The organism is Actinoplanes sp. NBRC 101535 (genome assembly GCF_030269225.1).
In the GTDB taxonomy this organism is placed as follows: domain Bacteria; phylum Actinomycetota; class Actinomycetes; order Mycobacteriales; family Micromonosporaceae; genus Actinoplanes; species Actinoplanes rectilineatus.
The window spans coordinates 228,196-253,133 of record NZ_BSSY01000007.1; the positions used below are offsets into that span (position 1 = coordinate 228,196).

At 71.5% G+C, this 24,938-nt stretch carries 23 protein-coding genes; 17 read left to right on the forward strand and 6 right to left on the reverse strand.

Annotated elements, in window-relative coordinates:
• Nucleotides 1-14: 14 nt before the first annotated feature.
• Nucleotides 15-650 (forward strand): hypothetical protein, encoded by a 636-nt coding sequence (locus tag QSK32_RS21290; RefSeq protein WP_045744953.1) that lies wholly within the window; start codon nt 15-17, stop codon nt 648-650.
• Here the strand turns inward: QSK32_RS21290 and QSK32_RS21295 are convergent.
• From QSK32_RS21295 to QSK32_RS21310, 4 genes are all read right to left on the reverse strand, one after another.
• A complete protein-coding gene (locus QSK32_RS21295; protein ID WP_285472888.1) occupies nt 549-2,027 on the reverse strand; it encodes a GGDEF domain-containing protein in 1,479 nt (492 codons plus the stop codon). The two genes, QSK32_RS21290 and QSK32_RS21295, sit on opposite strands and share 102 nt — an antisense overlap.
• A 66-nt stretch (nt 2,028-2,093) precedes the next feature.
• Nucleotides 2,094-2,870 (reverse strand): inositol monophosphatase family protein, encoded by a 777-nt coding sequence (locus tag QSK32_RS21300; protein WP_285472889.1) that lies wholly within the window; start codon nt 2,868-2,870, stop codon nt 2,094-2,096.
• A gap of 13 nt (nt 2,871-2,883) precedes the next feature.
• Nucleotides 2,884-3,216 (reverse strand): L-rhamnose mutarotase, encoded by a 333-nt coding sequence (locus QSK32_RS21305; protein ID WP_285472890.1) that lies wholly within the window; start codon nt 3,214-3,216, stop codon nt 2,884-2,886.
• Between the two features lie 26 nt (nt 3,217-3,242).
• Complete coding sequence (locus QSK32_RS21310; RefSeq protein WP_285472891.1) at nt 3,243-3,884, reverse strand: hypothetical protein; 642 nt, start codon at nt 3,882-3,884, stop codon at nt 3,243-3,245.
• Between the two features lie 271 nt (nt 3,885-4,155).
• Between QSK32_RS21310 and QSK32_RS21315 the strand changes: the two genes are divergently transcribed.
• From QSK32_RS21315 to QSK32_RS21330, 4 genes are all read left to right on the forward strand, one after another.
• The gene (locus tag QSK32_RS21315) at nt 4,156-5,286 is read left to right on the forward strand and encodes a hypothetical protein (RefSeq protein ID WP_045744957.1); all 1,131 of its coding nucleotides are present in this window, start codon (nt 4,156-4,158) and stop codon (nt 5,284-5,286) included.
• Between the two features lie 27 nt (nt 5,287-5,313).
• A complete protein-coding gene (locus QSK32_RS21320) occupies nt 5,314-6,735 on the forward strand; it encodes a GGDEF domain-containing protein (RefSeq protein WP_052720850.1) in 1,422 nt (473 codons plus the stop codon).
• Nucleotides 6,736-6,751: 16 nt separating this feature from the next.
• Entirely contained in the window at nt 6,752-7,951 is a 1,200-nt protein-coding gene (locus QSK32_RS21325; RefSeq protein ID WP_285472892.1) for an MFS transporter, read from the forward strand.
• 285 nt (nt 7,952-8,236) lie between these two features.
• The gene (locus QSK32_RS21330) at nt 8,237-9,643 is read left to right on the forward strand and encodes a polysaccharide lyase family 20 protein (protein ID WP_285472893.1); all 1,407 of its coding nucleotides are present in this window, start codon (nt 8,237-8,239) and stop codon (nt 9,641-9,643) included.
• Between the two features lie 666 nt (nt 9,644-10,309).
• Here QSK32_RS21330 and QSK32_RS21335 read toward each other — a convergent pair.
• On the reverse strand, nt 10,310-11,278 hold the full coding sequence (locus QSK32_RS21335; RefSeq protein WP_285472894.1) for an NADP-dependent oxidoreductase: 969 nt from the start codon (nt 11,276-11,278) through the stop codon (nt 10,310-10,312).
• A 745-nt stretch (nt 11,279-12,023) separates the two neighbouring features.
• Here QSK32_RS21335 and QSK32_RS21340 point away from each other — a divergent pair.
• From QSK32_RS21340 to QSK32_RS21365, 6 genes are all read left to right on the forward strand, one after another.
• Complete coding sequence (locus QSK32_RS21340; RefSeq protein WP_285472895.1) at nt 12,024-12,995, forward strand: ABC transporter ATP-binding protein; 972 nt, start codon at nt 12,024-12,026, stop codon at nt 12,993-12,995.
• A complete protein-coding gene (locus tag QSK32_RS21345) occupies nt 12,992-13,738 on the forward strand; it encodes an ABC transporter permease (RefSeq protein WP_285472896.1) in 747 nt (248 codons plus the stop codon). The genes QSK32_RS21340 and QSK32_RS21345 overlap by 4 nt, the downstream gene beginning before the upstream one ends.
• 39 nt (nt 13,739-13,777) lie before the next feature.
• Nucleotides 13,778-15,241, forward strand: a complete 1,464-nt coding sequence (locus QSK32_RS21350) for a sensor histidine kinase (RefSeq protein WP_285472897.1) — start codon at nt 13,778-13,780, stop codon at nt 15,239-15,241.
• Complete coding sequence (locus QSK32_RS21355) at nt 15,238-15,831, forward strand: response regulator transcription factor (RefSeq protein ID WP_045744963.1); 594 nt, start codon at nt 15,238-15,240, stop codon at nt 15,829-15,831. Before QSK32_RS21350 ends, QSK32_RS21355 begins: the two co-directional genes overlap by 4 nt.
• Before the next feature lie 293 nt (nt 15,832-16,124).
• On the forward strand, nt 16,125-16,772 hold the full coding sequence (locus QSK32_RS21360) for a flavin reductase family protein (protein ID WP_285472898.1): 648 nt from the start codon (nt 16,125-16,127) through the stop codon (nt 16,770-16,772).
• A 95-nt stretch (nt 16,773-16,867) separates the two neighbouring features.
• Complete coding sequence (locus QSK32_RS21365) at nt 16,868-17,629, forward strand: SDR family oxidoreductase (protein WP_285472899.1); 762 nt, start codon at nt 16,868-16,870, stop codon at nt 17,627-17,629.
• A gap of 44 nt (nt 17,630-17,673) precedes the next feature.
• Here the strand turns inward: QSK32_RS21365 and QSK32_RS21370 are convergent, their stop codons facing one another.
• Nucleotides 17,674-18,048 (reverse strand): SseB family protein, encoded by a 375-nt coding sequence (locus tag QSK32_RS21370; RefSeq protein ID WP_052720852.1) that lies wholly within the window; start codon nt 18,046-18,048, stop codon nt 17,674-17,676.
• Between the two features lie 111 nt (nt 18,049-18,159).
• On the opposite strand from QSK32_RS21370, the gene QSK32_RS21375 reads away from it, so the two are divergent.
• From QSK32_RS21375 to QSK32_RS21400, 6 genes are all read left to right on the forward strand, one after another.
• Entirely contained in the window at nt 18,160-18,657 is a 498-nt protein-coding gene (locus QSK32_RS21375) for a hypothetical protein (RefSeq protein WP_285472900.1), read from the forward strand.
• Between the two features lie 88 nt (nt 18,658-18,745).
• A complete protein-coding gene (locus QSK32_RS21380) occupies nt 18,746-20,761 on the forward strand; it encodes a HEAT repeat domain-containing protein (protein ID WP_285472901.1) in 2,016 nt (671 codons plus the stop codon).
• A 4-nt stretch (nt 20,762-20,765) separates the two neighbouring features.
• Nucleotides 20,766-21,902 carry a GDSL-type esterase/lipase family protein gene (locus QSK32_RS21385; protein WP_285472902.1) on the forward strand — a complete coding sequence of 379 codons (1,137 nt, stop codon included), beginning with the start codon at nt 20,766-20,768 and terminating at the stop codon, nt 21,900-21,902.
• A gap of 192 nt (nt 21,903-22,094) precedes the next feature.
• Complete coding sequence (locus tag QSK32_RS21390) at nt 22,095-23,213, forward strand: sensor histidine kinase (protein WP_157411244.1); 1,119 nt, start codon at nt 22,095-22,097, stop codon at nt 23,211-23,213.
• On the forward strand, nt 23,210-24,253 hold the full coding sequence (locus QSK32_RS21395) for a sensor histidine kinase (RefSeq protein ID WP_285472903.1): 1,044 nt from the start codon (nt 23,210-23,212) through the stop codon (nt 24,251-24,253). Before QSK32_RS21390 ends, QSK32_RS21395 begins: the two co-directional genes overlap by 4 nt.
• The gene (locus QSK32_RS21400) at nt 24,241-24,891 is read left to right on the forward strand and encodes a response regulator transcription factor (RefSeq protein WP_045744970.1); all 651 of its coding nucleotides are present in this window, start codon (nt 24,241-24,243) and stop codon (nt 24,889-24,891) included. The genes QSK32_RS21395 and QSK32_RS21400 overlap by 13 nt, the downstream gene beginning before the upstream one ends.
• The last annotated feature ends 47 nt before the right edge of the window (nt 24,892-24,938 follow it).

The following is a 24,938-nucleotide window of genomic DNA, read 5'->3' on the forward strand; positions in this document are numbered from 1 at the left end:
CAGAGTGAGCGGACATGCATCGATACTTCAGTGAGATGACCGAGAACCGGCAGGTCGGCGCCGCGCTGGTGATCGTGCGCTATTGCGGGTGGCATGCCGATCCGGGCTTCGCGCCGTGGTTCCTGGAGACGCGTGATCTGATGTCGCGGATCCTCACGGCCGCCCTGGACTTCGTCACGCCCGAGCCCGGCGAGCGCCGCCCGATCTCCCCGCTGCTGCGGCTCGCCCCCGAGGTGCAGGACCGTCTGCGCCGCTTCGACCCGGACGGCGACGGTTTCGAGACGACCGTCGGCGACCATCTCAGCCTCGTCGACGCCGCGTTGCGGGCGATCGGCGACCCGGACAGCGTCGACCTGGCCGCGACCCTGTTCGAGCACGTCGCTGACCTGGCCGAGGCGGCCACCGACCTGGCGGAGAACGTCGACTTCGCGGCCGGTGAGCAGCACGTGCAGCTGGTCGGTGCCGTCGACCTGGGCCGGGCACGGCAGTTGAGCCTGCAGTTCTCGGCGCTCTACGCGGGCACCGTCCCGTGCTACTACGAGGAGGACTCAGGCGGCCTGCAGCGTGCTCGAGACGTAGACCCGGTTGCGTCCGGCGCGTTTGGCCGCGTACAGGGCGGCGTCCGCGCGCGCCAGCAGATGTTCCGCTGATTCGGCGCGGTCCCACTGGGCCGCGCCCGCCGAGAACGTCTGCCCGAGTGGTGTCACCGCCTGCAGCCGTTCGATGATGTGGTCGGCGTCGGCCAGCCGGGAGTGGTCGAACACCGCCCCGAACTCCTCCCCGCCGTACCGGGCCAGCAGGTCCTCCGGGCGCAGTTGCTCGCGCCAGGCGACCGCCGCCTCGTGGAGCAGTTCGTCGCCGCCCTGGTGGCCGTGTTCGTCGTTGTAGCGTTTGAAATGGTCCAGGTCGAAGATCGCCACCACGACCGGGGTGCCGTGCCGGCGGGCCGACGCGAGCCGCCGGTGCAGCTCCAGGTCCCACGCCCGCCGGTTCGGCAGGGTGGTGAGCGCGTCGATGTGGGCGACCGCGTCGAGTTGGCGGGCCTTGTCCTGTACCTGGCCGACCAGGTCGACCATCCGCAGGGTGACCAGGCCGAACAGCACGATGCACCCGATCCCGGCGGCCAGCCAGTCGACCTGGCCGTCCTGCAGGAAACCCTGGACGATCAGCAGCCCCGGGGCGCCCGCGCAGGCCAGGTTGACCAGCAGGACCCGCCGTGGCGACATGTCGGTCACCGGGGTGAGCGGCTGCCCGCTGAGCATCCGCATCGACGGGTGCACGGCCGCGCCGGCCAGCAGGAAACTCGCCATCGTGGAGAGGGGCCGCAGGTCGGCGGTGCCGATGTCGGCGATGAACGGCAGCAGGGAGAGCAGGTGGGTCACGGTCTGCAGCAGCAGGGAGGCGCTGATCTGCCAGAACGCCGCGTTGCGCAGTCCCCGGGCGGTGAAGAAGCGGATCAGCACCCCCAGCAGCAACACGTCCCCGAACGGGAACAGTGCGGTCAGCACGTCGCCCGGCAGGCGGTTCTGCACCCGCATCAACGGGGTGATCACCAGCAGCCAACAGGCGAGCGCGAGTCCGACACTGATCATCGCGGTGTCGAGCATCCCGGCGCGGTCCTTGCGCCACGAGGCGCCCCGCACGATGAGCAGCAGCGCCACCCCCTCCAGCGGGTAGACGCCGATGAACACCACGAACGCCGGCGTGGTGGCGCCCGCGAACCAGATGCCGTACCCGGTGATGGTGAGCAGCCCGGCGGAGGCCAGCAGCAGCCAGGGCCGGGGGAGTACGGGCCGGTTGAGCAGGACCCCGGTGACCACCGCCCCGGTGAACATCACCGGCATCAGGAACGCCATCAGCCCGCCGACCGGCCCGGCCGGGTCGGTGAAGAGCTGCGCGACGCTGTACAGCGTCGCCACCACGAGCCAGGCCGTCCAGGGGCGTAGGGACCGCACCTTTTCCGGCCCGGTGCCGGGTTCCGGGACGAGGGAGCGGATGTCGACCGTTTCGCCGAAGGAGCGCGTCACGGGCGACTCCTCCCTGACCAACCGTGCGACCGTCCGTCAGCACTATCGGCCGGAGGACGCGCGGTTTCAGGCCGCCGCGCGAACCAGCTTCGCCAGCTCCGGCCACAGGGCGGGGGCGGCACCGATGGTCAGTGAGGTGGTGAACTCCTCACCCGCGCCGCCGAGGACCACCCCGGCCTCGCGGGCGATCAGCGCACCGGCCGCGATGTCCCACAGGTTCGTGTCCAGGGCCAGTCCGCCGTCGAGCCGCCCGGCGGCCTGGTAGACCAGGTTGAGCGCGGCCGGGACCCGACGGATGTCACCGGCGACCGGGAGCAGCTCGCGGATCACCCGGCCGGCCCGGTCCTTGGTCTTCGGGTTCGGCTGGAAGCTGACCCCGATCAGCGCCTCGGCCAGCGGCGCGCCGCCGGACACCGTCAGCGGCTCCTCACCCAGCAGGGCGCCGCCGCCGTCGACCGCGCTGAACGTCTCGGCCGCGACCGGCTCGTGCACGACCGCGGCCCGGGGCCGGTCACCCTGGTAGAGCGCGATGCACACCGACCACGGCCCGGTCCGGCTGACGTAGTTGCGGGTGCCGTCGAGCGGGTCGATGACCCAGGTCCAGCCGCTGGTGCCGGACCGGCCGTGGCCCTCCTCGGCCTGGATGCTGTCGTCCGGCCAGGAGGCCCGGATCGCGTCCACGATGAGCTGCTCGCTGGCGATGTCGACATCGGAGACGACGTCGTTGGCGTGCGCCTTGGGGGCGCCCATCCGCAGGCTGTCGCGGCGTTCGAGCTGCAGGCGGCCGGCCTGGACGGCGAGGGCGGCGGCGAGCTCACGGGCGGCGTGGAGATCTCGTTCCATCATCCGGACGCTATCAGTCGAGGTGCCACACCTCGGTCGCGTCACGCCACGGCCCGCCCGCGCCGGACGGCGGGCCGGCGCCCCACGGGGCCTGGCACGGATCGGTCAGCGTCCACCACTCTCGGGTGGCCGGGTCCGCGGCGATCGCGGCCATGTCCGCGTCGTGGTCCTCGCCGACGTGCTCGTAGTAGGCGATCAGCGTGTCCTCGATCAGGAAGATCGTGTAGTTGCGGATGTTGTTCCTGGTCAGTGTCGCCTCGACCTGGGGCCGGACGGCGGCGTGCAGACGGAGGTACTCCGCACGCCGCTCCGGCCGGAGATTGACGATCTGCCCGTGTCGCGTCATCCGGGCAGACTATCGGTCAGCGTCACTTACTTGATCTCGCCGCGGTCCACGAGGCTGTAGGAGCCGCGGGCTCCGCCGTCGCCGACCTGCTGGATGTAGAGCGCCGACCCGTCGTTTCTCACCTGCACCGTGCCGTGCTTCTCGTGGGTGAACGAGTAGGTGGCCCGGCCCTTGTCGTCCTTCTCGTCGAGGGCGACGACCGAGAACAGGGTGTCCGCGTTCTCCGCGCACCTGGTCGTGCCGAGGCTGACCGGTTCGGTCGTGTCGTCGGCCTTCACGCACCACCGGCCGCCCTCCTCGCGCGGCCGCAGCGCCTCGATCAGGTACTTGTCGCCGGCCGCCGGGACGATCTTCCAGAGCGCGCCGTCGTCGGTGCCGTCGCCGATCTCGACCGGCCCCTCGTAGGAGGCGCTCCAGTCCTTGTCGTCCTCGGCGATGTGGATCAGGACCTTGCGCTTGCCGGCCAGGACGTCGTCGGCCGAGGCGGCCTCTGTGGACGTGGTGGCCTCCGGGGACGACGTCGACTCGCCGGTGGATTCGGTGGTGGCGGTGGCCGCCGCCTCGGACGGGGTGGACGTGCCGGAGGCCGCCGGTTCGGTGGACGAGGAACACGCCGGGAGACCGAGGACCAGAACTGTGCCGAGGGAGATTGCCCGGATCGACCGCACGAAATATCCTCCATCATGATCATGTTCGATTTTCCGTCACATGATCACGTACCCGCGCAACCTCGCACGAAACGACGGTGGGCGCGGCAGGACCTGCCGCGTTCGCTCTTTCGGGGTACGGGTCAGCCGACTCGTACCCCTCTCCTCCATGCTCTGTCCTGGACTGATCCATGCCGGCCTCGGACGATCGGCTTCAGACAATGGATGATCGACCCGATCCGGGAGCCGCGCGGATACGTATGACAGAACGATGCTGACTTCTGGAGGTCGTGTGGCGGACGAATCCGTGCTGCTGACCCGCGAGGACGCGGCCACCGCGGCCGGTGACCTCGCGACGGTCGCCGACCTGCTGGGCTCCGCGAACGACCGGGTGCTGCTGACCGAAGCCGCCGAGGCGTTCCGGGCCGGCACCTCCGAGGAGGTTCTCGACCGGCTCGCCGGCCTGGTGCTGTCCCGCGCCGGCCTGCTCCACGAGCGGGTCGACGCCCTGGAACGTGAGGTCCGCGACGACGTCGCCGCGCTCGAGGAGGAACACCTGAACCTCGAGAGCGAACTGGACGCGGTGGCCCGCCGGCACCGCGGCCTGCTGGAGGCGATCCGGGTCGCCCGCCACGAGGCGCGGGCCGCGGTGGAGGCCAGCTACCAGCGGGCGCTGGCCGAGTTCGCCGCCGAACTGCCCGGCGTCCTCACCCGTACCGTGCTGCCCAGCTGGCAGGACGGCTGGCGGGGACGCGCGGCCAACCGCCGGCAGCGTGACCGGCTGGCCGGCGAACTCGGCACGGTCGTGCAGGAACGCGCGGTGCGCCGTCTCGAGGAGTGGTCCGCCCTCAACCGCCGGATCCTGACCGCCCGGTTCAAGGCGGTCGCGGGCGAGACCGAGGCGGCCCTGCGCGACCTGGCCACCGCGTACGACGACACGTTCCACCGGGTCGGCGCCTGGCAGCCCCGGGCGGCACGCCCGTGGGCCGACCGGTCCGCGGACGTCACCCGGGCCTGGAAGATCGGTGCCGCGGTGCTCAGCGCGGCGACACCGGACGCCCCCGCGACGACCGTGCCCGCCGCCGTGGTGGCCGCGGTCGCCGCCGCCACAGCGACCATGGAGACCCTGGCCGGCACCTACCTCGAGGTCGGCTGGCCGGAACTCGCCGAACGGCTCGACGTCTATCGCACCGAACTGCTGGCGGCGACCTCGTCGGCGTTCGACACGCTGCGCGCCGACGCCGAACGCATGGTCGACGACCTGGCCGGCGTGGAGACGGCCCGGGTCGGGGACGCCCGGGCGGCGCTGACGGCGGCGTACCGGGAACACGCCCGTGACCTGGACGGCCTGGACGCGTACCGCTACCGGATCGACCTGTCCGCGTCCGCGCTGCGCCGGCTGCTCGCCAAAAGTCCGAGCTGACCCCGGAAGGCGCGGGAAGATGACCCGGTGCGTCGGTGGTACCCGGGTCTGTGCGCGATCACGATCGTCGCCTATGTGCTGACACCCTCGGTGGCGGTGCAGGGCATGATCGGCGCGCTGTTCCACACCGGGCTGGTGGTCACCATGCTCGCCGGGATCCGCCGGCACCGGCCGGGAACGCGATGGCCCTGGTACGCGCTCGCCGCGCAGATCGCGCTCTTCGGGGCCGGCGACGTGGCGTACTGGATACGGACGATCCAGCATCAACGAGACGCTTTTCCCTCGTACGCCGATGTCTTCTATGTCTGGTGTTATCTGTCCCTGCTGATCGGTCTGGGTGGTTTCGTCCGGGCCCGCCGCGCCGGCTGGGACCGTCCGCTGGTGCTGGACACCGCGATCCTGTCCAGCGGCGCCGCCATGCTCGGCTGGGTGTTCGTCATCGGCCCGGCCGCCCGCACCGACGGCCTGACCCCGCTCGGCCTGGCCGTCTCCGTCAGCTACCCGGTGTTCGACCTGCTCGCGCTCTCCCTACTGGTCCGCCTCGCCCTCGGCACCGGACGGCGCCCGCCCGCCTACCGGATCCTGATGACCGGCATCTCGATCCTGCTGCTCACCGACGTCGCCTACACCCTGCTCGAACTGGAGGGCGGCTACCAGCTCGGCGGCCTGCTCGACGTCGGCTGGCTGACCACCCACTCCCTGATCGGCGCCGCCGCGCTGCACCCGACGATGGCCGCGGTGACCGTGCCCGGCCGCCGGACCGACGACCGCATGATCAGCCGGCACCGGCTCCAGGCGCTGACCACGGCCAGCCTGATGGCCCCGGCGGTGCTGGCCATCGAATGGATCCGGGGCCGGCCCCTCGACGTGCCGGTCGTGGCCGGCGGCTGCGTCGTGCTGTTCCTGCTGGTGATGGCGCGGCTGCAGAACCTGGTGGGGATGCTCGCCGAAGCGCTCGGCACCGCCGAGGCACAGGCGCAGACCGACCAGCTGACCGGCCTGGCGAACCGGCGGATGTTCCACACCCGCTGGGAAGGCGCCCTGACCGCCGGCACCGGGCCGACCGCGCTGCTCTACGTCGACCTGGACGGCTTCAAGACCGTCAACGACACCCGCGGCCACGAGACCGGCGACGCCGTGCTGGAGGTGGTGGCCGCCCGGATCCGCGACACGATCCGCGCCGGCGACCTGGTGGCCCGGCTCGGCGGCGACGAGTTCGCGGTGATCCTGCCCGGCGCGTCCGACGACCACGCCACCCAGGTGGCGACCCGGATCGTGGCAGCGGTGGCCGAGCCGATCCCGGCCCCGGACGGACCGGTGACGGTCGGCGCCAGCATCGGTGTGATCACCGCACCGGCGGGCGCCGACCCGGAAACCGAGATCAAACGCGCCGACACCGCGATGTACGCCGCCAAAGCCGCCGGCCGTGGCCAGGTGTGCCACGGCTGAGCTGTTATGGTCGCCCGTGTCGTCGACGAACCGTCAGATGTGGCCGCTCTACGCGGCCGGATTCACCACCGCCTTCGGGGCGCACGGCATCGCCGCCAACCTGGGCGGCTTCTCCTCCCTGCTCGTCCTCGGTGGGCTGCTCGCCCTCTACGACGGCGCGGAAGTCCTGCTCAAACCACTGTTCGGCAGCCTCGCCGACCGGATCGGCGCCCGGCCGGTCCTGCTCGGCGGCCTGATCGCCTTCGCGCTGGCGTCCGCGGCGTACGTGGCAGCCTCCGCACTCTCCGACAGCCTGGCCTGGCTGTGGGCCGCCCGGCTGGGCCAGGGCGCCGCCGCATCGGCCTTCTCCCCGTCGGCGTCCGCCCTGGTGGCCCGGCTCAACCCGGCGGCGAGACACGGGCGGGCGTTCGGGTCGTACGGTTTCTGGAAGTCCATCGGCTACACCCTGGGGCCGCTGCTCGGCGGTGTGCTGGTGTGGGCCGGCGGCCTCAGCCTGCTGTTCGTCGTCCTGGCGGTACTGGGGGCGGCGGTGGCACTGTGGGCGTTCCTGGTGGTCCCGGTGATGGCGCCGTTGCCGAAGGCCCGTCAAACCGTGCTGGACCTGGCCCGGCGCCTGACCGACCCGGTGTTCCTGGCCCCGACGGCGGCCCTCGCGGCGGCCACTGCGGCGCTGTCGGTCGGAGTGGGTTTCCTGCCGGTGGCGGGCCGCACCGCGGGACTGGGCACGATCGCCACCGGCGCGGCGGTGTCCCTGCTGGCCCTGGCCGCGGCGGTGGTGCAACCCCGCGCGGGGCGCGCCCTCGACGAAGGACGGCTGACCACCCGGGCCGGGCTGTCGGCGGGCATGACGGTGACGGTCGCGGGACTGCTGGCGGCGATGCTGCCGGGGACGTCGGAGGCGCCGGGGGCGTCGGCGGTCGCGGGGGTGGCGGGGGTGCTGCTGGGTGCGGTGCTGATCGGAGTGGGCACCGGATTGATCACGCCGTTGGGGTTTGCGGCGCTGGCCGCGAACACACCGCAGGAACGTCTGGGGCAGACGATGGGCTCCGCGGAGTTGGGCCGGGAACTCGGCGACGCCGGCGGTCCGCTGCTGGTGGCGGGCGTGGCGACGCTGACCACATTGGTGTACGGGTTCGCGGCGCTGGCTGTGGTGATCGCGGCGCTCGGCTGGTTCGTGGCTGTCGCCAGTCGGCGGTCGCGGCCGGTCTCCGGCTGAGCTCGCTGGTGCGGTCCCCGCTCGGGGTCGGTCTCTGCACCGTGCACGGTCCGTCCGGTCGCAATGTGGTTCGGTCGCAATGTCGTTCGGTCCAGGTCGACCAGGATCCTGACCTGGGGATGGTGCTGGCGGCTTCCTTTCGCCGATCACGCGTACCGCGCCGCCGTGGACCAGCACGGTGCCTGTCGCCTGGACCGGTGAGGCCGGACGGGTAGTACGTCACCGTACGACGGTGCGGCGGATATTCGGTCGGGACACCACCTTGGCCCATCTGAAGGAGAAGCCATGTATGACGTGTCCCGCAATCCGTTCCGTCCCGTCTCGGCTGCTGCTCCCGTCGCGCCTGTTCCGCCTGCTTCGTCGTCTCGCCTGCTGTCGCCGCCGGACTCGTCCCGCCGGGTCTATCTGCGACGGGGTTCGGCGGCGCTGCTGGGGCTGGCGCTCGGGATCGCGCCGCCGCTGGTCGTGGCGGGGCCGGCCGCGGCTGCCCTGGAGTGTTACCAGCCGTCATGGTCGGCTCCGGGGGAGAGCCTCAGCGAATGGAACACCGTCCAGGTTCCGGCCGGCACCACGGACCGGCTGACGATCGTCCCCGCGCCGCAGGGCAACAGTCCGCACGCCCTGCGGGCCGAGGTCCGTGACGGCGACGTGGCGGTCAACCCGGCGAACGGCCAGCCGATCGCCGGCGGCTGGCGGGCCGAAGGCGTGCGTACCGTCGCCGAGACGGCGTCGAACCAGACGGTCCGCTACGAGTGGTCGACCATGCTGGACCCCACGTACCCGCAGAACCCGGTCGGCACCGACGGCAAACCCATCTGGCAGGTCATCACCCAGTGGCATCAGGGCGACAACGATCAGGGCTCGTCGCCGCCGGTCGCGTTCATCATCGAGTCCGGTCAGATCGTCCTGCACCTGACCCGCCCGGACGGCACCGACGCCGCGAAGCACGTGCTGGCCCCGATCGCCCGCGGAACCTGGCACCACTTCCGGATGGACGTCCGCTGGGGACTCGCCGGCTCGGTGACCGTGTGGCACAACAACACCCAGGTGCTCGCCTCGACGGCTGCCCAGACGTTGTTTCCGCAACTGAACTCGGCACAGCCCGGCACCGCCTACATGAAGATGGGCCTGTATCGGAAGCCCATCGCCCTCGATCCGCCGACCACCGGAACGTTCGCCGTCTTCCACGACGAGGTCCGCCGCTCGATCCCGGCGACCCCGGTCACCGGCCCGGAGACGGTGCTCCGCCCCGACGGCGACGTCCTGCGCCAGTGGACCGGCGGCACCACCGGGACGGCCGCGGCCGCCCTCGACGACGCGGTGACCCAGCCGACCGCAGTGCCGGCCGCCGATTACATCTATGCGGGCGGCCCGAACCGGGTTACCGAGGTGACCCTCGCCGACCAGGCCCTGTCCGGCGGCACGTCGGCGCTGACCGGCTGGTTCTACGGCAACGCCGGGGCCGGCACCCAGTTGCGCGCCGACCTGGTCCAGGGGGCCACGGTCCTGGCGACCACCACCGTCCCGGCGTCGTCCGGCTTCGGCTGGCGGTCGATCTCCGGTCCCGCGACCGCGGCCCTGTCCCAGCAGTCCTTGACCGACACCCGCCTGCGCTTCACCACCATCGGTGGCGGTGACAGCAACATCCGTGCCGCTTACGCCACATCCGTACCCACCACCTGCCCGTCCTGACCGCCCTGCATCTCCCACCCGACGATCCGATCCGTCATGGCTCGGTCCGTAATGGTCCGACCTGTAGTGACGCGATCCGAAGTGACGCGATCCGAAGTGACGCGATCTGCAACTCGATCCGTCCTGACGTGCCCGAGCCCCAGGGCGGCCGTGCCGGCTCACCCGGCCGCCCCTGGCTCATCCTGGTGTCCGTTCTCGACCTGCCCGGTTGTTTCTAGACACGTTTCGTGGTCAGGGTGCGAAGCCCATCCGCGTGGTGATTTCGGGCGCGCTGGACGCCCCAATTCACCACGCCCCTGGTGGTGTGGTGATTTCGGGCGCGCTGGACGCCCCAATTCACCACGCCCCTGGTGGTGTGGTGAATACGGGCGCGCTGGACGCCCGAAATCACCACGCTGTTGTGGGTGTGGTGAATACGGGCGTGCTCAGCGCCCGAAATCACCACAGAGGCAGACCCTGACTGCGAAAGGTGTCTAGCCCTGTCTTTCGCACATGGGGCATAGCCGCTGGTCAGACTGCATGCAAGATCCAGAACTTCAAGTAATCAGCGCAGGTCAGATGGGGTCATGTGCGAAGTCCGGGTATAGCTCGCCGTGCCGGTTGTTGTGGTTCACCGCCCGTCCGGTGAGCGGAGGTGCTGAGGCCCGAGGCCGCGCAGCGGGACTGTCAGATGGTGACGACCAGTTTGCCGGTGGTGTGCAGGTCGACGAAGTCGGCGCAGGCCTGTGGGGCCTGGTCCAGGGTGTATCGCCGACCGATGGTGGCGGGAAGGGCGCCGCTGACGGCCAGGTCGGCGACGTCGCGCATGTCGCCGAGCCTGCCGTCCATGTCGATCACGAAGTGCAGGTCGACGTCGGAGCGGCCGATCCACTCCTGCTCGGGGACCGGGTAGGTGATGGTGAGCAAGCGGCCGCCGGGGCGGACGGCGGCGGCGACCGCGGTGAGGTCGTTGCTGGGCAGGGACAGGTTGAAGGCCGCGTCGACGCCGGAAGGATAGCTCGACGCCGCATATCCGATGGTCTCGTCGGCGCCGAGCGCACGCAGCAGGGCGGCGTCGGCGGCTGTCGTGGTCGCGATGATCCGTGCTTTCGCACGGGCCAACAGCGGGATCACGGCGGTGCCGACGCCGCCGGTGGCGCCGATGACCAGCACCGTCTCGCCCGGCTGCACGTCGGCGGTGGCCATCAGTGCCCGCGCGGTCAGGCCCACGGTGGGCAGCGCGGCTGCCTCCTCGACGCCGAGGGATGGCGGCCGGTGGGTCACGAAGGACGTGTCGGCCTCGACGACCGCGAACTCGGCGAGGGCGCCCGTGCCCAGTGACGGGCGGGAGGTGCCGGCAAGGGAGCGCAGCGCGCGGGGGATGGCCTGGCCGAAGACCTCGTCGCCGATCCGGTAGGTGGTGACGCCCTCGCCGACCGCGCTGACCGTGCCGGCGAAGTCGTTGCCGGGCACGTGTGGGAACGGCAGGGGCGTGACATCGTGATAGACCCCGCTCGGCAGGACGACGTCGGCCGGGTTGATCGAGGCAGCGGCGATCCGCACCTGGATCTGGCCGGGCCCGGGCTCGGGCGCCGGGAGGTCGCCGACGGTGTAGGTCTCCGGCGGGCCGTAACCGGTCACGACGACTGCCCTCATTGCTGCCTCCTCGGCTAAACGGACCGGGCGGTCACCTTCGCCTCGGTGACGCTATAGTAAGCGGACCGTCCGGTCAACTTGGCATCAGTGTTGTTTCGGCAGAAGCCTCCGGGGAGTTTGATGGTCAATGTGGACTGGCACGCAACCTGCAAAAACGGGATGTTGACACGACTGCTGGGCGCTGCCACGTTTCCCGAAAATGTTTTCGCTGATCGTCCCGGCTGCTCCGGTCCCACCGGCCGCAGTGCCACGGACCCCACCGATGGGAAGGCGTAGGGGTCCGGAAACCGGCGTCGGTGGCCTGGAGCACGACCGAACCCGGCGAGGTGGAAGCGGTCGGCGACTTCACCGTCTCCGGATTCGTTGCCGGCGCGAGGCTGACCGCGATCGCCCACGTGTGGATCCGCGGCGCCGACCCGGTGCAGATCAATCACCGTCGACCCGGTCGCGATGACCACCGCGGTCGGCGTGGCGTGGTGCGGGCGGTGTGGCGTGGGGCGGCGTGGCGCGCGGGCGGTGTGTGTGGCGTGGGTGTGGGCGGCGTGGTGTGTGTGGCGTGGTGCGGGCGGCGTGGTGCGGCGTGGGTCGGCGTGGCGCGGGCGGCGTGGTGTGGCGTGGCGTAACACGGGTGTCGTGGTGACCGGCGGGTTCTGACATTTGTCATCCCCGCAACCGGCGCTTTTCCCGGACGGATGCTGACGGCGGCGACTGCCGTCGGCGTCCGCCGTCGCGAAGGATCGATGGCATGAGCACGCAAGCGATGTCCACACCGGTGACCACCGGTACCACCGCCGCGATCGAGGTGTCCGGGCTGCGGCAACGGTACGGCGACTTCGAAGCCGTCCGCGGGATCGACTTCACCGTCGCCCCGGGGCAGCTGTTCGCCCTGCTCGGCACGAACGGTGCCGGCAAGACCACGACCATGGAGGTCCTCGAGGGCTTCCGCCCGGCGGCTGACGGGACCGTCCGGCTGCTCGGCGCCGACCCGTACGCCGACCGCAAGGCCCTGCGCCCCCGGGTCGGGATCATGTTGCAGGAGAGCGGCCTGATCGGCGATCTGACCGTCGCCGAGACCGTCGACCTGTGGCGTGACCTGAGCCCCCGGCCTCGGGGACGCGACGAGGCGCTCGGCCTGGTCGACCTGGTCGACAAGTCCGGTGTCGCGGTACGCCAGCTCTCCGGCGGGCAGAAACGCCGCCTGGACCTGGCCCTCGCCGTCCTCGGCCGCCCCGAGGTGCTGTTCCTCGACGAGCCGACCACCGGCATGGACCCGGAGGCGCGCCTGGTCACCTGGCGTCTCGTTCAGGACCTGGTCGACGACGGTACGACCGTGCTGCTGACCACGCACTACCTGGAGGAGGCCGAGCGGCTGGCCAGCGAGATCGCCATCATGCACCGCGGGGAGATCCGGGTCGCCGGCACCGTGACCGACGTCGTCGCCGGCCACGGGGACCGGATCGCCTTCCGGGTGTCCGCGGACACGCCGATCGACGCCCTGCCCCGGCTCGACGGCGCCGCGCCGGAGATCACCGTCAACGGTGGCGACCTGACCGCCCGCTACATCGTCACCGACGGCGAGACGGGTGCGCGGGCACACCGGGCCGTCGCGAACCTGCTGGCCTGGGCCGGTGGCCGCGGACAATCCCTGGATCGGCTGTCGGTCCGCCCCGCATCCCTGGAAGACGTGTTCCTGACGGTCGTGGAGGACAACCGATGAGTGCGATGACCCAGACCGTACGCCTGGCCCGTCTCGACCTGGGCCTGATCTTCCGCAACCGGTCGGCGCTGACCAACGCGATCCTCATGCCGCTCGCCGTCGCGGCTCTGCTGATCGGGGTGGCCCGCGGGCAGGGCGACGAGGCGCTGACCTTCGCGGTGACGGGTCAGATGGCCGCGATGCTGCTGTACGCGCCGATGGTCAACCTGGCCGGATTCTTCACCTCCCGACGCGAGGAACTGGTCCTCAAGCGCCTGCTCAGCGGACCTGCCCCGGCTCGGGCGATCCTCGGCGGCAGTGCACTCGGCGCGATCGCCGTCGCCATGCTGCAGATTCTGGTCCTCGTCGTCGCGGCGATCGTGCTCGGCGTCGGCGCACCTTCCAACCCGGTGCTGATGCTGGCCGGCGCGCTCGGTGGCGCGGTGTTCTTCTGCCTGCTCGCGATGGTGATCTCCGGGCTCAGCGCGACCGGTGAGCTGGCGCAGCTGGCCACGGTTCCGGTGCTGCTCATCGGCTATGGTCTCGCTCCGACGATGATGCCGATGGACTACCTGCCCGAGACGGTGCAACGGATCGCCGAGTACCTGCCGGTGACCCCGATCGCCGACCTGATCCGCACCGGGTACGCCGGCGGCGCGGAACTCGCCGCGACACTGACATCACTGGGTGTGCTTGCGGCGTGGGTGCTCGTGGTCGCGGTGCTCGCCCGACGGTACTTCCGCTGGGATCCGCGTCGAGGCTGAGCGGTGTTTCTGTCGTACCCGAAAAGTAAGGTGAAGCGCATGAAGACCGCCATCCAGAAGGCCCGGCGCCTGACCCTGTGGAGCCTCGGCTCGGCGCTGGCGCTCGGCTGGATCGGTTTTCTGTCCGGCGTCATGACCGAGCTGGCCGACACCGGTGGTCTCGCCCCGGTCCGGTTCGTCACCGGGTTGGTCGGCATGGCGGGGTTCACCTGGTTCGGCTACCGCGTCGCCCGAGTCTCGGTCACCCACTGGCAGGGTGCGACCCCCACCTTCCGCCGTGACGTGGTCCTCTCCGGCGCCGGCACCCTGATCGTCCTGGTCTCGCAGGGTGCCGGGGCGGCCGGCGCCGGGTTCGTCGGCGCCTGCTGGCTCAGCCTCGCCGCCATGCGGGCCCGTCCCTGGCCGACGTTCCTCGCCGCGACCGCCACCGCCGCGGTCAGCCTGCTCATCCACGAGACCGCACCTTTCGGCGCGCCCGACGACCACCTGCCACCCGGATTCGCCGCCGGGTTGTTCCTCACGCTGTCGCTGGTGCTGCCCTATGCGAACCAGCTCTGGGTCTGGATCTTCGATCTGGCCGAGCAGGCGCACGCCAGCAAGGACGCCGAGACGCGGCTCGCGGTCACCGAGGAACGTCTGCGGTTCGCCCGTGACCTGCATGACCTCGTCGGCCACAGCCTGTCGGTGATCGCGGTCAAGAGCGAGCTGGCCGGCAAACTCACCCGGATCGACGCGGCCCGGGCCGCCGGCGAGATGACCGCCGTGCGAGGCCTGGCACAGGACAGTCTGCGTCAGATCCGCGAGGCGGTCCGCGGCTACCGCGTGCTCGACCTGCCATCCGAGGTGGAGAGTGTGCGCGCCATCCTGGCAGCCGACGGGATCCGCTGCCAGGTCGACGTGCCCGCCGGTCTGGTCGGCGCCGACACGGCCGGCACGTTCGCCTGGGTGGTCCGGGAGAGCGCGACGAACATCCTCCGCCACAGCGCCGCGACCTGGTGTCGCATCTCGGTCCACGCGGTCGGCGACACCGCCGTCCTGGAAGTCCTCAACGACGGTGCGGCCACGCCCGACGGCGAGCCGGGCAGTGGGCTGGCGGGTATGGCCGAGCGGTTGTCCGCGGTCGGCGGGCTCCTGACGGCTCAGCCGACTCCCGACGGGCACTTTTTGGTCCGGGCGGTCGCACCGCTCGGCACTCTCACCACTGCTTCCGATTCCTGGGCGTCCGCGGCTATTCCTGCGCAGCGCCCACCCGAGCCCTCGCCGGTGACTGCCTCGCCGGTGACTGCCTCGCCTGTGACTGCCTCGTCTGCGGCTGCCTCGTCCGTTGACGGCTCATCTGGCGCTTTGCTCGGCGCAGGCTCGTCCGCTGTTTCGCTCGGCGTCGGACCGTCCGATACCGGTTCGTCGGTTGCTTCGGTGGGTGCCGGACCGTCTGCCGTGTCGGTGGAGGCCGCCGCATGTGCCGCTGACGAAAATACGACCGATCGGAAAGCCGCTCGATGATCCGCGTTCTCCTCGCCGACGACCAGCACCTGATCCGCGAGGCCCTGGCGATGATGCTCGGGTTCGAGGACGACCTGACCGTCGTCGCCCAGTGCGGGCGTGGCGACGAGGTCCTCACCGCCGTCGCCGCCCACGAGCCGGACGTCATCGTTCTCGACATCGAGATGCCCGGGCTCGACGGGTTGTCCGTTGCCGAGCAACTTCCCGGTCGGTCCGTGCTGATCCTGAGCACGTTCGCCCGTCCCGGTTACCTGCGTCGTGCCATGGCCGCCGGTGTCCGCGGCTTCATCCCGAAAGACGCCTCGAGCGACGAACTGGCCACCGCCATCCGCAAAATCCACGCCGGCGGCCGTTATCTCGACCCGGAACTGGCCGCCTCCGCCATGATGGTCGGCGAAAGCCCTCTCACCGACCGTGAACGCGACACCCTCTCCCTCGCCGCGGCCGGCTCCTCGGTCTCCGACATCGCCCGCCACCTGCACTTGAGCGAGGGCACCGTCCGCAACTACCTCTCCAACGCGATCACCAAGATGGCCGCCCCCAACCGCATCACCGCGATCCACAACGCCCAGCGCATGGGCTGGATCTGACAGCGGTCCTCCCAGACGCCTTCGTTCACCTCTTCGGACGCCACCTCACACAGGCCCGGGGCCGCTCTGAACTCCACGGAACCGGACTCCTCGAACCGGCCGCGCCCGGGCCTTCATCATGATCGGCTCGGGGCTTCGCTACTTCGGCTTCGCTACTTCGGCTTCGCTACTTCGGCTTCGCCGCTCCGGATAGGGCGGACCGTACTCGGATAGGCCGGACCGTGCCGTTGTCCACGATCGTCGGGTCCGAAAAGCGCCAGCGCCGGTGACGGTGCAGCGGGCAGAGTCGCGGCATGCATGTGGTTCCGGGGCTTCAAGTCCTGTATTTCGGCACACCCGTCGTCGTGCTCAGCAGCCTCAACGAGGACGGCAGCACCAATCTCGCGCCGATGTCGTCGGCCTGGTGGCTGGACCAGACCTGCGTCCTCGGGATGAGCGACCGCAGCCGGACCGCTGCCAACATGCGGCGGCACGGCGAGGTGGTGTTGAACCTCCCGGACTCGGGAATGGTCGGTGCGATCGACCGGATGGCGATGACCACCGGGCGGCCGGATGTGCCCGAGCATAAACAGGCGCAGGGATACCGGTATGTGCGGGACAAGTTCGCGGTGAGCGGGCTGCACGCCCAGCCGTCGCAGACGGTGCGACCGGACCGGGTGCGGGAGTGCCCGATCCAGCTCGAATGCCGGGTGGTCGCGGCCCACGGGATGATGGAACCGGACATCCGGGCGACGGCTTTCGAGGTGCAGGTGCTGCGGACCCATGTGGAGGAGGAACTGCTGATCCCGGGGACCGCGTACGTCGACCCGCTGCGCTGGGATCCACTGATCATGAAGTTCACCGAGTTCTTCGGCGGCGCCCGGAATCTGCACCCGTCCCGGTTGGCGACGGGCTGGAGGATGCCGCCGCTGGAGGATCGTCAGGGAACGGCGGCCCGCTGAATTTCCGGCCACGGGAGGCGCGGTCCGGTGACTGTGCTTTCCGCGTACCCGAAAAGCGTTTGCACGAGTCTCAGGGATCGCCAAGGATCGTTGTCATGACGGACGGATCCCGGCCGGTGGCGCTCATCACGGGGGTGGGGCGCACGGTCGGGATCGGCGCCGGCATCGCGGCACAGCTGGCGGCCTCCGGGTGGGACATCGCCTTCACCTACTGGTCGGCCTACGACCAGCGGATGGAGTGGGGTGTCGAAGCCGGGGCCACCGGCGCCGTCACCGCGACGCTCACCGGCCACGGCGCGTCGGTCGCCGCGATCGAGGCCGATCTGAGTGACGTGGCCGCCCCGGCAGCCGTCTTCGACGAGGCGGAACGCCGGATCGGACCGGTCACCGCGCTGGTGATGTGCCACTGCGAGTCGGTCGATTCCGGTCTCCTGGACACCACCGTGGAGAGTTTCGACCGGCATTTCGCGGTCAACGCCCGTGCGACGTGGTTGCTGATCCGCGAATATGGACGGCGTTTTCGCGGTACGCCCGGAAGCGGCCGCATCATCGCGTTGACCAGTGATCACACGGTCGGCAACCTGCCGTACGGTGCGAGCAAAGGCGCCCTGGACCGGATCACCCGGGCGGCCGCCCACGAACTGGCCCACCTCGGGATCACCGCCAATGTGATCAATCCCGGTCCGGTCGACACCGGCTGGATGACCGACGAGATCCGCGCGAGTGGCATCCGGCAGACGCCGCTCGGCCGTCTCGGCACCCCGCGGGACACCGCGAACCTGGTGGACTTCCTGTGCTCGCCCCAAGGTCAGTGGATCAATGGGCAGCTGCTGCTCAGCAACGGAGGTTTCGCCTGATGGACCTGGTCGGCGCGGGCGGGCGGATGGGCCGGCCGGGAGGCTCAGCCGATCAGGGCGGCGGCCCGCTCGCGGCTGATCACCAGGCTGATGGTGGCGGTGGCGCTGTTGACCAGCAGGCCCGCGGTGTCCGGGTCCTGGATCGCCATCTGCAGCAGCACACTGCCCGCGATGCCCGCGTTGCACTGGGTGTCCGGCGCCTTGGCGGCCACCTCCGGGTCGGCGAAGGCGATCAGTCGTCGCAGGCCGTCGCCGTGCCGGGTGCTGCCGGCGGCCACCCGGTCCTCGATGCCTTCGACCTCGACGGCGGCGATGCCGACGGTGGCGTCGCGGAACGCGGTCAGGAACCGCTCGTAGCTCTCCGGACTGCGGGTTTCCGCATGCTGCGCCATCAGGTCGGACAGGGGTGTCTCGCTCACGCCCGCACCCTATCCCGGCGCCGGCCAGGCGTTTCCGCCGCGGTCTCCACCCTGTGGGGTACGCCTGACGTCGATCGAGTTTCGGCGATGGCCGACTGCTAATCTCCGCGGGTGCGCCTGTCGAGAATCGTCGCTGTCGTCGCCTTGTGTGCAAGCCTGACCGGTTGTGGCCTTTTCGCCGGAGCCGGGGACTCTCATCGGGAGAGCCTGGAGAAACGGGCCGACGAGGAGGCCGCGGTCACCGTGCTCCTCGTCCCGGAGACCACCGAGGAGCAGAAGGCCGAGCTGGACGAACTGCTGCGTTCGATGGGCGCGACCAGCATCACCGTCACCGGCACCCCGGAGTCGTTCCCCGACGGTGAACCGCAGGAGCCGTCGGAGGAGCCGTCGGAGGAACTGTCAAGGGAACCGACGGAGGTGCCGACGCAGACGACGCAGACGGTGAAGGCGGACCTGCCCGACGCCGCCGCCGTCCGCGAAGTCCGGGACAGCCCGGCCGCCGGCGAACTGTCCGCGTTGCCGTTTGTCAGCAGTGTCGAGTACACCTGCACCACCTATGACGAATGCCGCTCCCGGCATGGTACGGCCCCGAGCGGCGCGCCGTCCTGACCGGGAACGATGCACCGGGTCGACGATGCACCGGGTAAACGATGCCCCCGAGTAGCGGGCCGGATCGGGTACCCCCATCATCTAGCGAATGACGGACACGGCCATCCCGCTCACCGGGGTTCGCGACGAGGGCTGGGGGCCACGGATCGGCGCTTTCGGCGTACCCCGTCTGCTCGCCGATCTGGCCGGTGGTGAACCGCCTGCCCGGACCACCGCCCTGCGCGGTCTTTATCGGTCGGCGCCCGTGGGTGAGGACGTCCGGCCGTGGGTGGTCGACGCGCTGCCGATGCTGTTGGAGTTGGTGGCTGATCCGTCCCGGACGGACCGGGGGCGCATCCTGCGGCTGGTCGGTGATCTGGCCGGCGCGGACCGGACCTGGATGGCCGGCGAGACGCTGCGCGCCAAGCGGTTCCTGGCGCAGCGTCCTGAGCTGCCGGAACTCCTCGCCGACGAGGATCCGGCGGTCCGCGAGGCGGCGGCCTGGACGCTGCGGGCGATCTTCCGGTTGCGCCCGGGGCTGACCGGCCTGCTGTGGCGGCGCTACATCGAGGAGCCGGACCCGGCGGTCCGCCTGATGCTGGTACGCAGCAGCGTGATCACCGGGTCGGTGGGCCGGGGCCGGGAGCCGGTTCGCGCCTTCCTGGCGTGGGTCGCCGACAGCGACGGTGACCTGCGGGTTCGCATCGAGGCGCTGGCCGAGCTGACCCGGATGTCCGAGCCGGTCCCGCCCAGTGCGGCGTTGGTTTTCGACCCGGCGGCCTTCGACCCGGAGACGGCGCGCGCGACGCTGCTGGACGCCTACCGGGAAGGTCTCAACCGGACACCGGAGCCGGTGGACGTGGACGTCGAGCCGCTGCTGACCGGCCGCCGGACGTCGGCGTGGCAGTGGACGCCCGGCTATCACCGGGTGGTGACCGCGATCCGGGCGACCTACCGGGACGACGTCGGCGCGCATCTCGGCCTGCTGGAGACGATGCTCGCGATGGACGCGGGGGAGGCCCGGCTGGACGCGCTCGGCCAGCTGCCGTCGCTGGTGCAGCGGCTGCGCGCCCCCTACCGGCCGGTCGTGCGGCGCACCACCGAACTGCTGCGGGACCCGGATCCGCAGGTCAGGGCCGCTGCGCTGCGGGTGCTGGGCAGTATCGGCGAGATGGCGCGGCCGGCCGCCGACGAGGTGTGGGCCACGCTGCCGCGCGAGGACCGCTGGGTGCGCCCGCGTGCCGGCGACGACCGGGTCTCCTGGGTGGTGCAGGGCCCGCGTGGTCCGGTGCTCGGCCCGGCGGTGACGACCCTGGCTGGTCTGGGCGACGAGCGGGTGCTGCCGATGCTGGGCCGGCTGCTCGACGAGGTCCCGGACGCGGGTGGTCTGTATCGGTCGATCGCGGGTTTCGGGGTGCGGGCCCGGCCGTTGCGCCGCACGCTGCTGCGGCGGTTGCGGCAGGATCCGCACCGGGTGGGCCTGTTGCATGCGTTGACCGCGGTCGCGCCGAACGACGCCGTCGACTTCCTCGACGCGGAGCCGATCGATCTGGTCACTCTCGGACTGCTGGCGCTGGCCGGCCGCGCGGTGGCGGGCCGGGCACCGGCCGTGCGGGAGGCGCTGACCTGTGGTGATCCGGTGCTGGAACTGGCGGCGGCCCGGGCGATCTGGCAGGTCACCGGGGATGTCGCGGCGGCTGCCGGGGTGTACGACCGGTATTTCGACAACCGCCGGGCGGACGCGGAGCACCGGGTGGCGGCGATCGACGGTCTCGCGGTCCTCGGCATCCGGGTGAAGGACCGGTCACGGCGGCTGGCGAAGCTGATGAACGGCCGGGTCGAGGCGGCGGTGGCGGCGTCCGCCGCGGCGGCGTTGTGGCGGGTGGCCGGCGACCGGGAGGCGGCCCGCCGGCTGGGCCGGGTGTGGGAGGCCGCGCCCCGGGTGCGCCCGCGTATCGCGCGCCTGTGGGCGGAGACCGGCGATGTCCGGTACGCGGCGCGGTACGCCCGTGCCGAGCTGACCGTCGTGCTGCGTCACAACGTGAGCAATCTCGGACTGTCGCCGGCGGAGATCAGCGAGGATGAACGTCTGTTGTCCCTGTGCCGGGACCTTGCCGGGAGTTGAGTCGATGATCATTACGCCGATCACCGCGGAGCTGATCCGTGGCGCCGCCGAGCTGGAGGAGACCGGCCGGGGCGTCCGCCCGCACCGGCTGCCCGCCTGGGCCCGGGAGCAGGGTGACGACCCGCAGCTGAGCATGGTCGAGGCGGAGACGTCCGGGGTGCGGCTGGAGTTCCGGACCCGCGCCTCGGTGATCGAGCTGGAGGCGCTGCCCACCCGGCGCGGCATGATCGGCATGCCGCAGCGGCCGAAGGGCGTCTACGACCTGGTGGTGGACGGCCGTCTCGCCGGGCAGGCGACCGTCGACGACGCCACGTTCATCAGCATCGACATGACGACCGGCGCCCGTACGGTCACCGAGGCGGCACCGGGCACGATCCGTTTCGGTGATCTCGGGGACACGCTCAAGGACGTGGTCATCTGGTTGCCGTACCTGGAGTCCACCGAACTCGTCGAGCTGCGCACCGACGAGCCGGTGCTGCCCGCGCCGGCCGGGGACCGCCCGGTCTGGCTGCACCACGGAAGCTCGATCAGTCACGGCTCCAACGCGGCGAACCCGACCGGCGTCTGGCCCGCGATCGCCGCGGCCGCGGCCGGGCACGACCTGATCAACCTCGGTCTGGGCGGCAGCGCCATGGTGGACCCGTTCACCGCCCGGACGATCCGCGACACCCCGGCTGACCTGATCAGCGTCAAGCTCGGCATCAACGTGGTGAACGCCGACGCGATGCGGATGCGGGCGTTCCGTCCGGCCGTGCACGGTTTCCTGGACACCGTCCGGGACGGGCATCCGGACACTCCGCTGCTGGTGGTCTCGCCGATCCTGTGCCCGATCCACGAGGACACCCCGGGACCCGGCGCGATCGATGTCGAGGCACTGCGCGCCGGGGAGCTGAAGTACACCGCCACCGGCCAGGGCCAGCTGACCTTGCGGATGATACGGGCGGAACTGGCGCGGATCGTCGCCCAGCGGGCGGAACACGACCATCACCTGTACTACCTGGACGGACTCGACCTCTACGGCGAACCGGACGCGACACGGCATCCGCTGCCGGACCGGCTGCATCCGGACACCGCCACGCACCGGCTGATCGGCGAGCGTTTCACCGAGCGTGCCCCGGCGACCGGGTGGCGTCCGGCCTGACACATCGGGCCGTGTTCCCGCCTGGGAACACGACCCGCCCCCGTTGTGCCCTGCCGTGCCTGAACCGGTCCGTGACGGACCGGTTGAACTGGTGCGCCCCTGTCGAGTCAGGACGTTACCTATTCGTCACGGAGACCATGAGGGGTGAACGACCCTCATCTGTCGGATAGCGTGTGCGTCCGGGAGGGGTCGTTGAGCAATAATCGCATCACCGGGCCGGTGGAGACGTCGGTCCGGGCCGGCGCCGCGCGGCTCGCCGTGATCGCCCGGGTGATCGTGGTCGTCGGCTGCACCGTGCTGCTGCCGGTCGGCGCCCCGGTGGCGAGTTCCGTGGTGATCGTCGGTGTCGTCCTGGTCTGGCAGGCCGTCTCGCTGCTGGCCGGCCGCCGGCCCCGGTGGGCGGCCGCCGTCGACGTGATCCCGCTGGCCGCCGCGTGCGTGCTGCTGCCGTGGCTCGACCCGCCGCACGGATACCTCGACCTGGAGGACTGGTCCCGGCCGGTGACGTCGATCTGCGTCGGCGTGGCGCAGATCCTCACCCGCCCGTGGGCCGGACTCGGCTACGCGCTCGTCGCCGCGGCCGCGATGTGGGCCGGATCGTCGCTGGCCACCGGCGACGGCTGGGACCACGGCACCACCCAGGCGACGATGCTGCTCTGGCAGGCCGGGATGGCCCGCGCCCTGATCGAGCTGGTGGTCCGCAACGCGCGGCGAGTCGACGAACTCACCCGGGCGACGGCCGCCGCCGAACGCGACGCCGAACTCACCACCGCCCGCCGGGCCGACGTCAAGGAACACCTGGCGGTGCTGCACGACACCGTCGCCGCGACACTCACCGCGGCGTCCGCCCGCGGCGCCGGCGGCCCCGAACTGCGCCGCCGCGCCCGGTCCGAACTGTCCCTGCTGGAACCCGCGTCCCGCCTGGTCACGGTCGCCGACCTGGGCACACCCCCGGACGGCGGCACGCTCGACGTCACGGTCACGGCCGCGCCGCCGGACCAGGCCGGGACCATTCCGCCGTACGCCGTGGACGCGCTGCTGGCGGCCCGCGACGAGGCGCTGCGCAACGTCGAGCGGCACGCCGGGACCGGCCGCGCCGCGGTGACGGTCCGCCACCCCGAACCCGGCGTGGTGGAGGTGGACGTGACCGACGACGGGTGCGGTTTCCGGCCGGAGGAGGTGCCGGGCGGCGTACACCTGGGTCTGCGGCTGTCGGTCGAGGAACGGATGCGCCGGGCCGGCGGCAGCGCGCGGGTGGTCAGCGCCCCCGGCCACGGCACCCGGATCGCCCTGCGCTGGCCGGCCGCATGACCGACATCCGCACGGCGTTCCGCTGGGGCTCGTGGGTGGTCGCCGGCATCATGCTGCTGGTCCTCTACCGGGAGGAGGGGCTGTCCGGCGCCGGCATCCAGCCCGCGGCCTACCTGACCAGCGTCGGCGCCTGGGCGGTCACCCCGGTGTCGGTGGTCTTCCCGACCTGGCGGGTCCTGGCGTTCCTGCTGACCGCGGTGACGTTCGGCGCCACCGCGGCGGTCACCCTCACCGTGCCCGCCGACCTGCAGCACACCAGCGCCAACTGGGCGATCGGGGTGAACGGCTGGCTGCTGCTGACCACCGCCTCCGCGGGCCGGCTGCGCCCGCTCATGCTGTGGCTGACCCTGCCGGTCGTGCTGGCGATGGTCGTCGCGATCCCGGCCGGCGCACCGGAGATGGTCCGGATGATCGCCCGGGCCCTGGGCATCTTCGGCCTGCAACTGCCGGTCGCCCTGGCGATCCAGGCGGTCGCCCGGTCGGCGCTGGCCGCCAACGAACAGCACCGCGCCCAGGAGGCGATCCGGACCGGGCAGATCGTCGCGCAGGCCCTGCACGAGGACCGTCTGCGCCGGTCCCGGGCGGTCGCCGCGGCGGTGGAACCGGTGCTGGCCAGCCTCGCCGACGCCGACCCCGACGACACCCTGCGCCAGCGCAGCCGGGTGGCGTCCACCCAGGTCCGCCGCCTGCTCGCCGAATGGTACGGCGACGGCCACGACCCGCTCGGCGACGACCTGTCCGCCTGCCTCGACGACGTGCAGGCCGCCGGCATCCCGGTCGAGGTGACCGTGCACGCCGGGGACCTGCCCCCGGTGCTGCGCCGGGCGACCTGCGACGTGGTCCGGGAGGCCGCCCGGCTGCCGGGGGCACGCCTGCGGCTGACCGCGGTGCCGACGGCCACCCATCTGAGTTTGAGTGTCGTTGCGCGTACCAGTGAAGCGGGTTCCGGTTTTTCGATCGACGAGGTTCCGGCACCCCTGGTGATGCGGACGACCACGATCGGCGAGACTCTGTGGGTGGAGCTGACATGTCCCGTCTGAACCCGTCCGTGGCGATCATCGACGACCATCCGGTGGTGCTGGCCGGGGTGCGCACCTGGTTCGACGGCGCCGGGATCACCGTGACCGCCGCCGGCAGCGACCCGCGCCTCCCCTGGAGCCCGGACGGCCTGCTCGCCGACGTGATCGTCCTGGACCTGCAGCTGGCCGACCGGCCCACCGTGGCGTGGGACGCCCTGACCGAACTGGTCACCGCGGGCCGGCGGGTCGTCGTCTACACGATGCGCGAGGACCGGGAGACCGCGCTGCGCTGCCTGGACGCCGGCTGCGCGACCTTCCTCACCAAGGCCGAGGGCGAGGAGCACCTGGTCGCGGCGGTCCGGGCGGCCGCCCAGGACCTGCCCTACGTGCCACCCGCCCTGGCCGGGGCGATGTCGGCGAACGACGCCTCGGACCGCCCCCGGCTGACCGACCGGGAGCAGGAGGTGCTGCTCGCCTGGTTCCAGTGCGAGTCCAAGCAGCTGGTGGCGGCCCGCTGCAACCTGTCGCCGCGGACGGTCGAGGGCTACATCGACCGGGTGCGCGTCCGGTATGCCCGCGCCGGCCGTCCCGCCTCCACGAAGGCGGCCCTGGTCGCGCGGGCACTGCAGGACGGCCTCATCCAGCTCGACGATCTCTGAGCCGGGACGCGGCGCACGCACAGTGTGGCCCGGGGCGCCGGGGATCC

Bases quoted from the DNA above. Each gene is read 5' to 3' on its own strand.
- QSK32_RS21290 (WP_045744953.1), top strand. From the start codon at position 15: ATGCATCGATACTTCAGTGAGATGACCGAGAACCGGCAGGTCGGCGCC.
- QSK32_RS21300 (WP_285472889.1), bottom strand. From the start codon at position 2,870: ATGGAACGAGATCTCCACGCCGCCCGTGAGCTCGCCGCCGCCCTCGCC.
- QSK32_RS21305 (WP_285472890.1), bottom strand. From the start codon at position 3,216: ATGACGCGACACGGGCAGATCGTCAATCTCCGGCCGGAGCGGCGTGCG.
- QSK32_RS21330 (WP_285472893.1), top strand. From the start codon at position 8,237: ATGTATGACGTGTCCCGCAATCCGTTCCGTCCCGTCTCGGCTGCTGCT.
- QSK32_RS21335 (WP_285472894.1), bottom strand. From the start codon at position 11,278: ATGAGGGCAGTCGTCGTGACCGGTTACGGCCCGCCGGAGACCTACACC.
- QSK32_RS21340 (WP_285472895.1), top strand. From the start codon at position 12,024: ATGAGCACGCAAGCGATGTCCACACCGGTGACCACCGGTACCACCGCC.
- QSK32_RS21345 (WP_285472896.1), top strand. From the start codon at position 12,992: ATGAGTGCGATGACCCAGACCGTACGCCTGGCCCGTCTCGACCTGGGC.
- QSK32_RS21350 (WP_285472897.1), top strand. From the start codon at position 13,778: ATGAAGACCGCCATCCAGAAGGCCCGGCGCCTGACCCTGTGGAGCCTC.
- QSK32_RS21355 (WP_045744963.1), top strand. From the start codon at position 15,238: ATGATCCGCGTTCTCCTCGCCGACGACCAGCACCTGATCCGCGAGGCC.
- QSK32_RS21360 (WP_285472898.1), top strand. From the start codon at position 16,125: ATGCATGTGGTTCCGGGGCTTCAAGTCCTGTATTTCGGCACACCCGTC.
- QSK32_RS21365 (WP_285472899.1), top strand. From the start codon at position 16,868: ATGACGGACGGATCCCGGCCGGTGGCGCTCATCACGGGGGTGGGGCGC.
- QSK32_RS21380 (WP_285472901.1), top strand. From the start codon at position 18,746: ATGACGGACACGGCCATCCCGCTCACCGGGGTTCGCGACGAGGGCTGG.
- QSK32_RS21385 (WP_285472902.1), top strand. From the start codon at position 20,766: ATGATCATTACGCCGATCACCGCGGAGCTGATCCGTGGCGCCGCCGAG.
- QSK32_RS21395 (WP_285472903.1), top strand. From the start codon at position 23,210: ATGACCGACATCCGCACGGCGTTCCGCTGGGGCTCGTGGGTGGTCGCC.
- QSK32_RS21400 (WP_045744970.1), top strand. From the start codon at position 24,241: ATGTCCCGTCTGAACCCGTCCGTGGCGATCATCGACGACCATCCGGTG.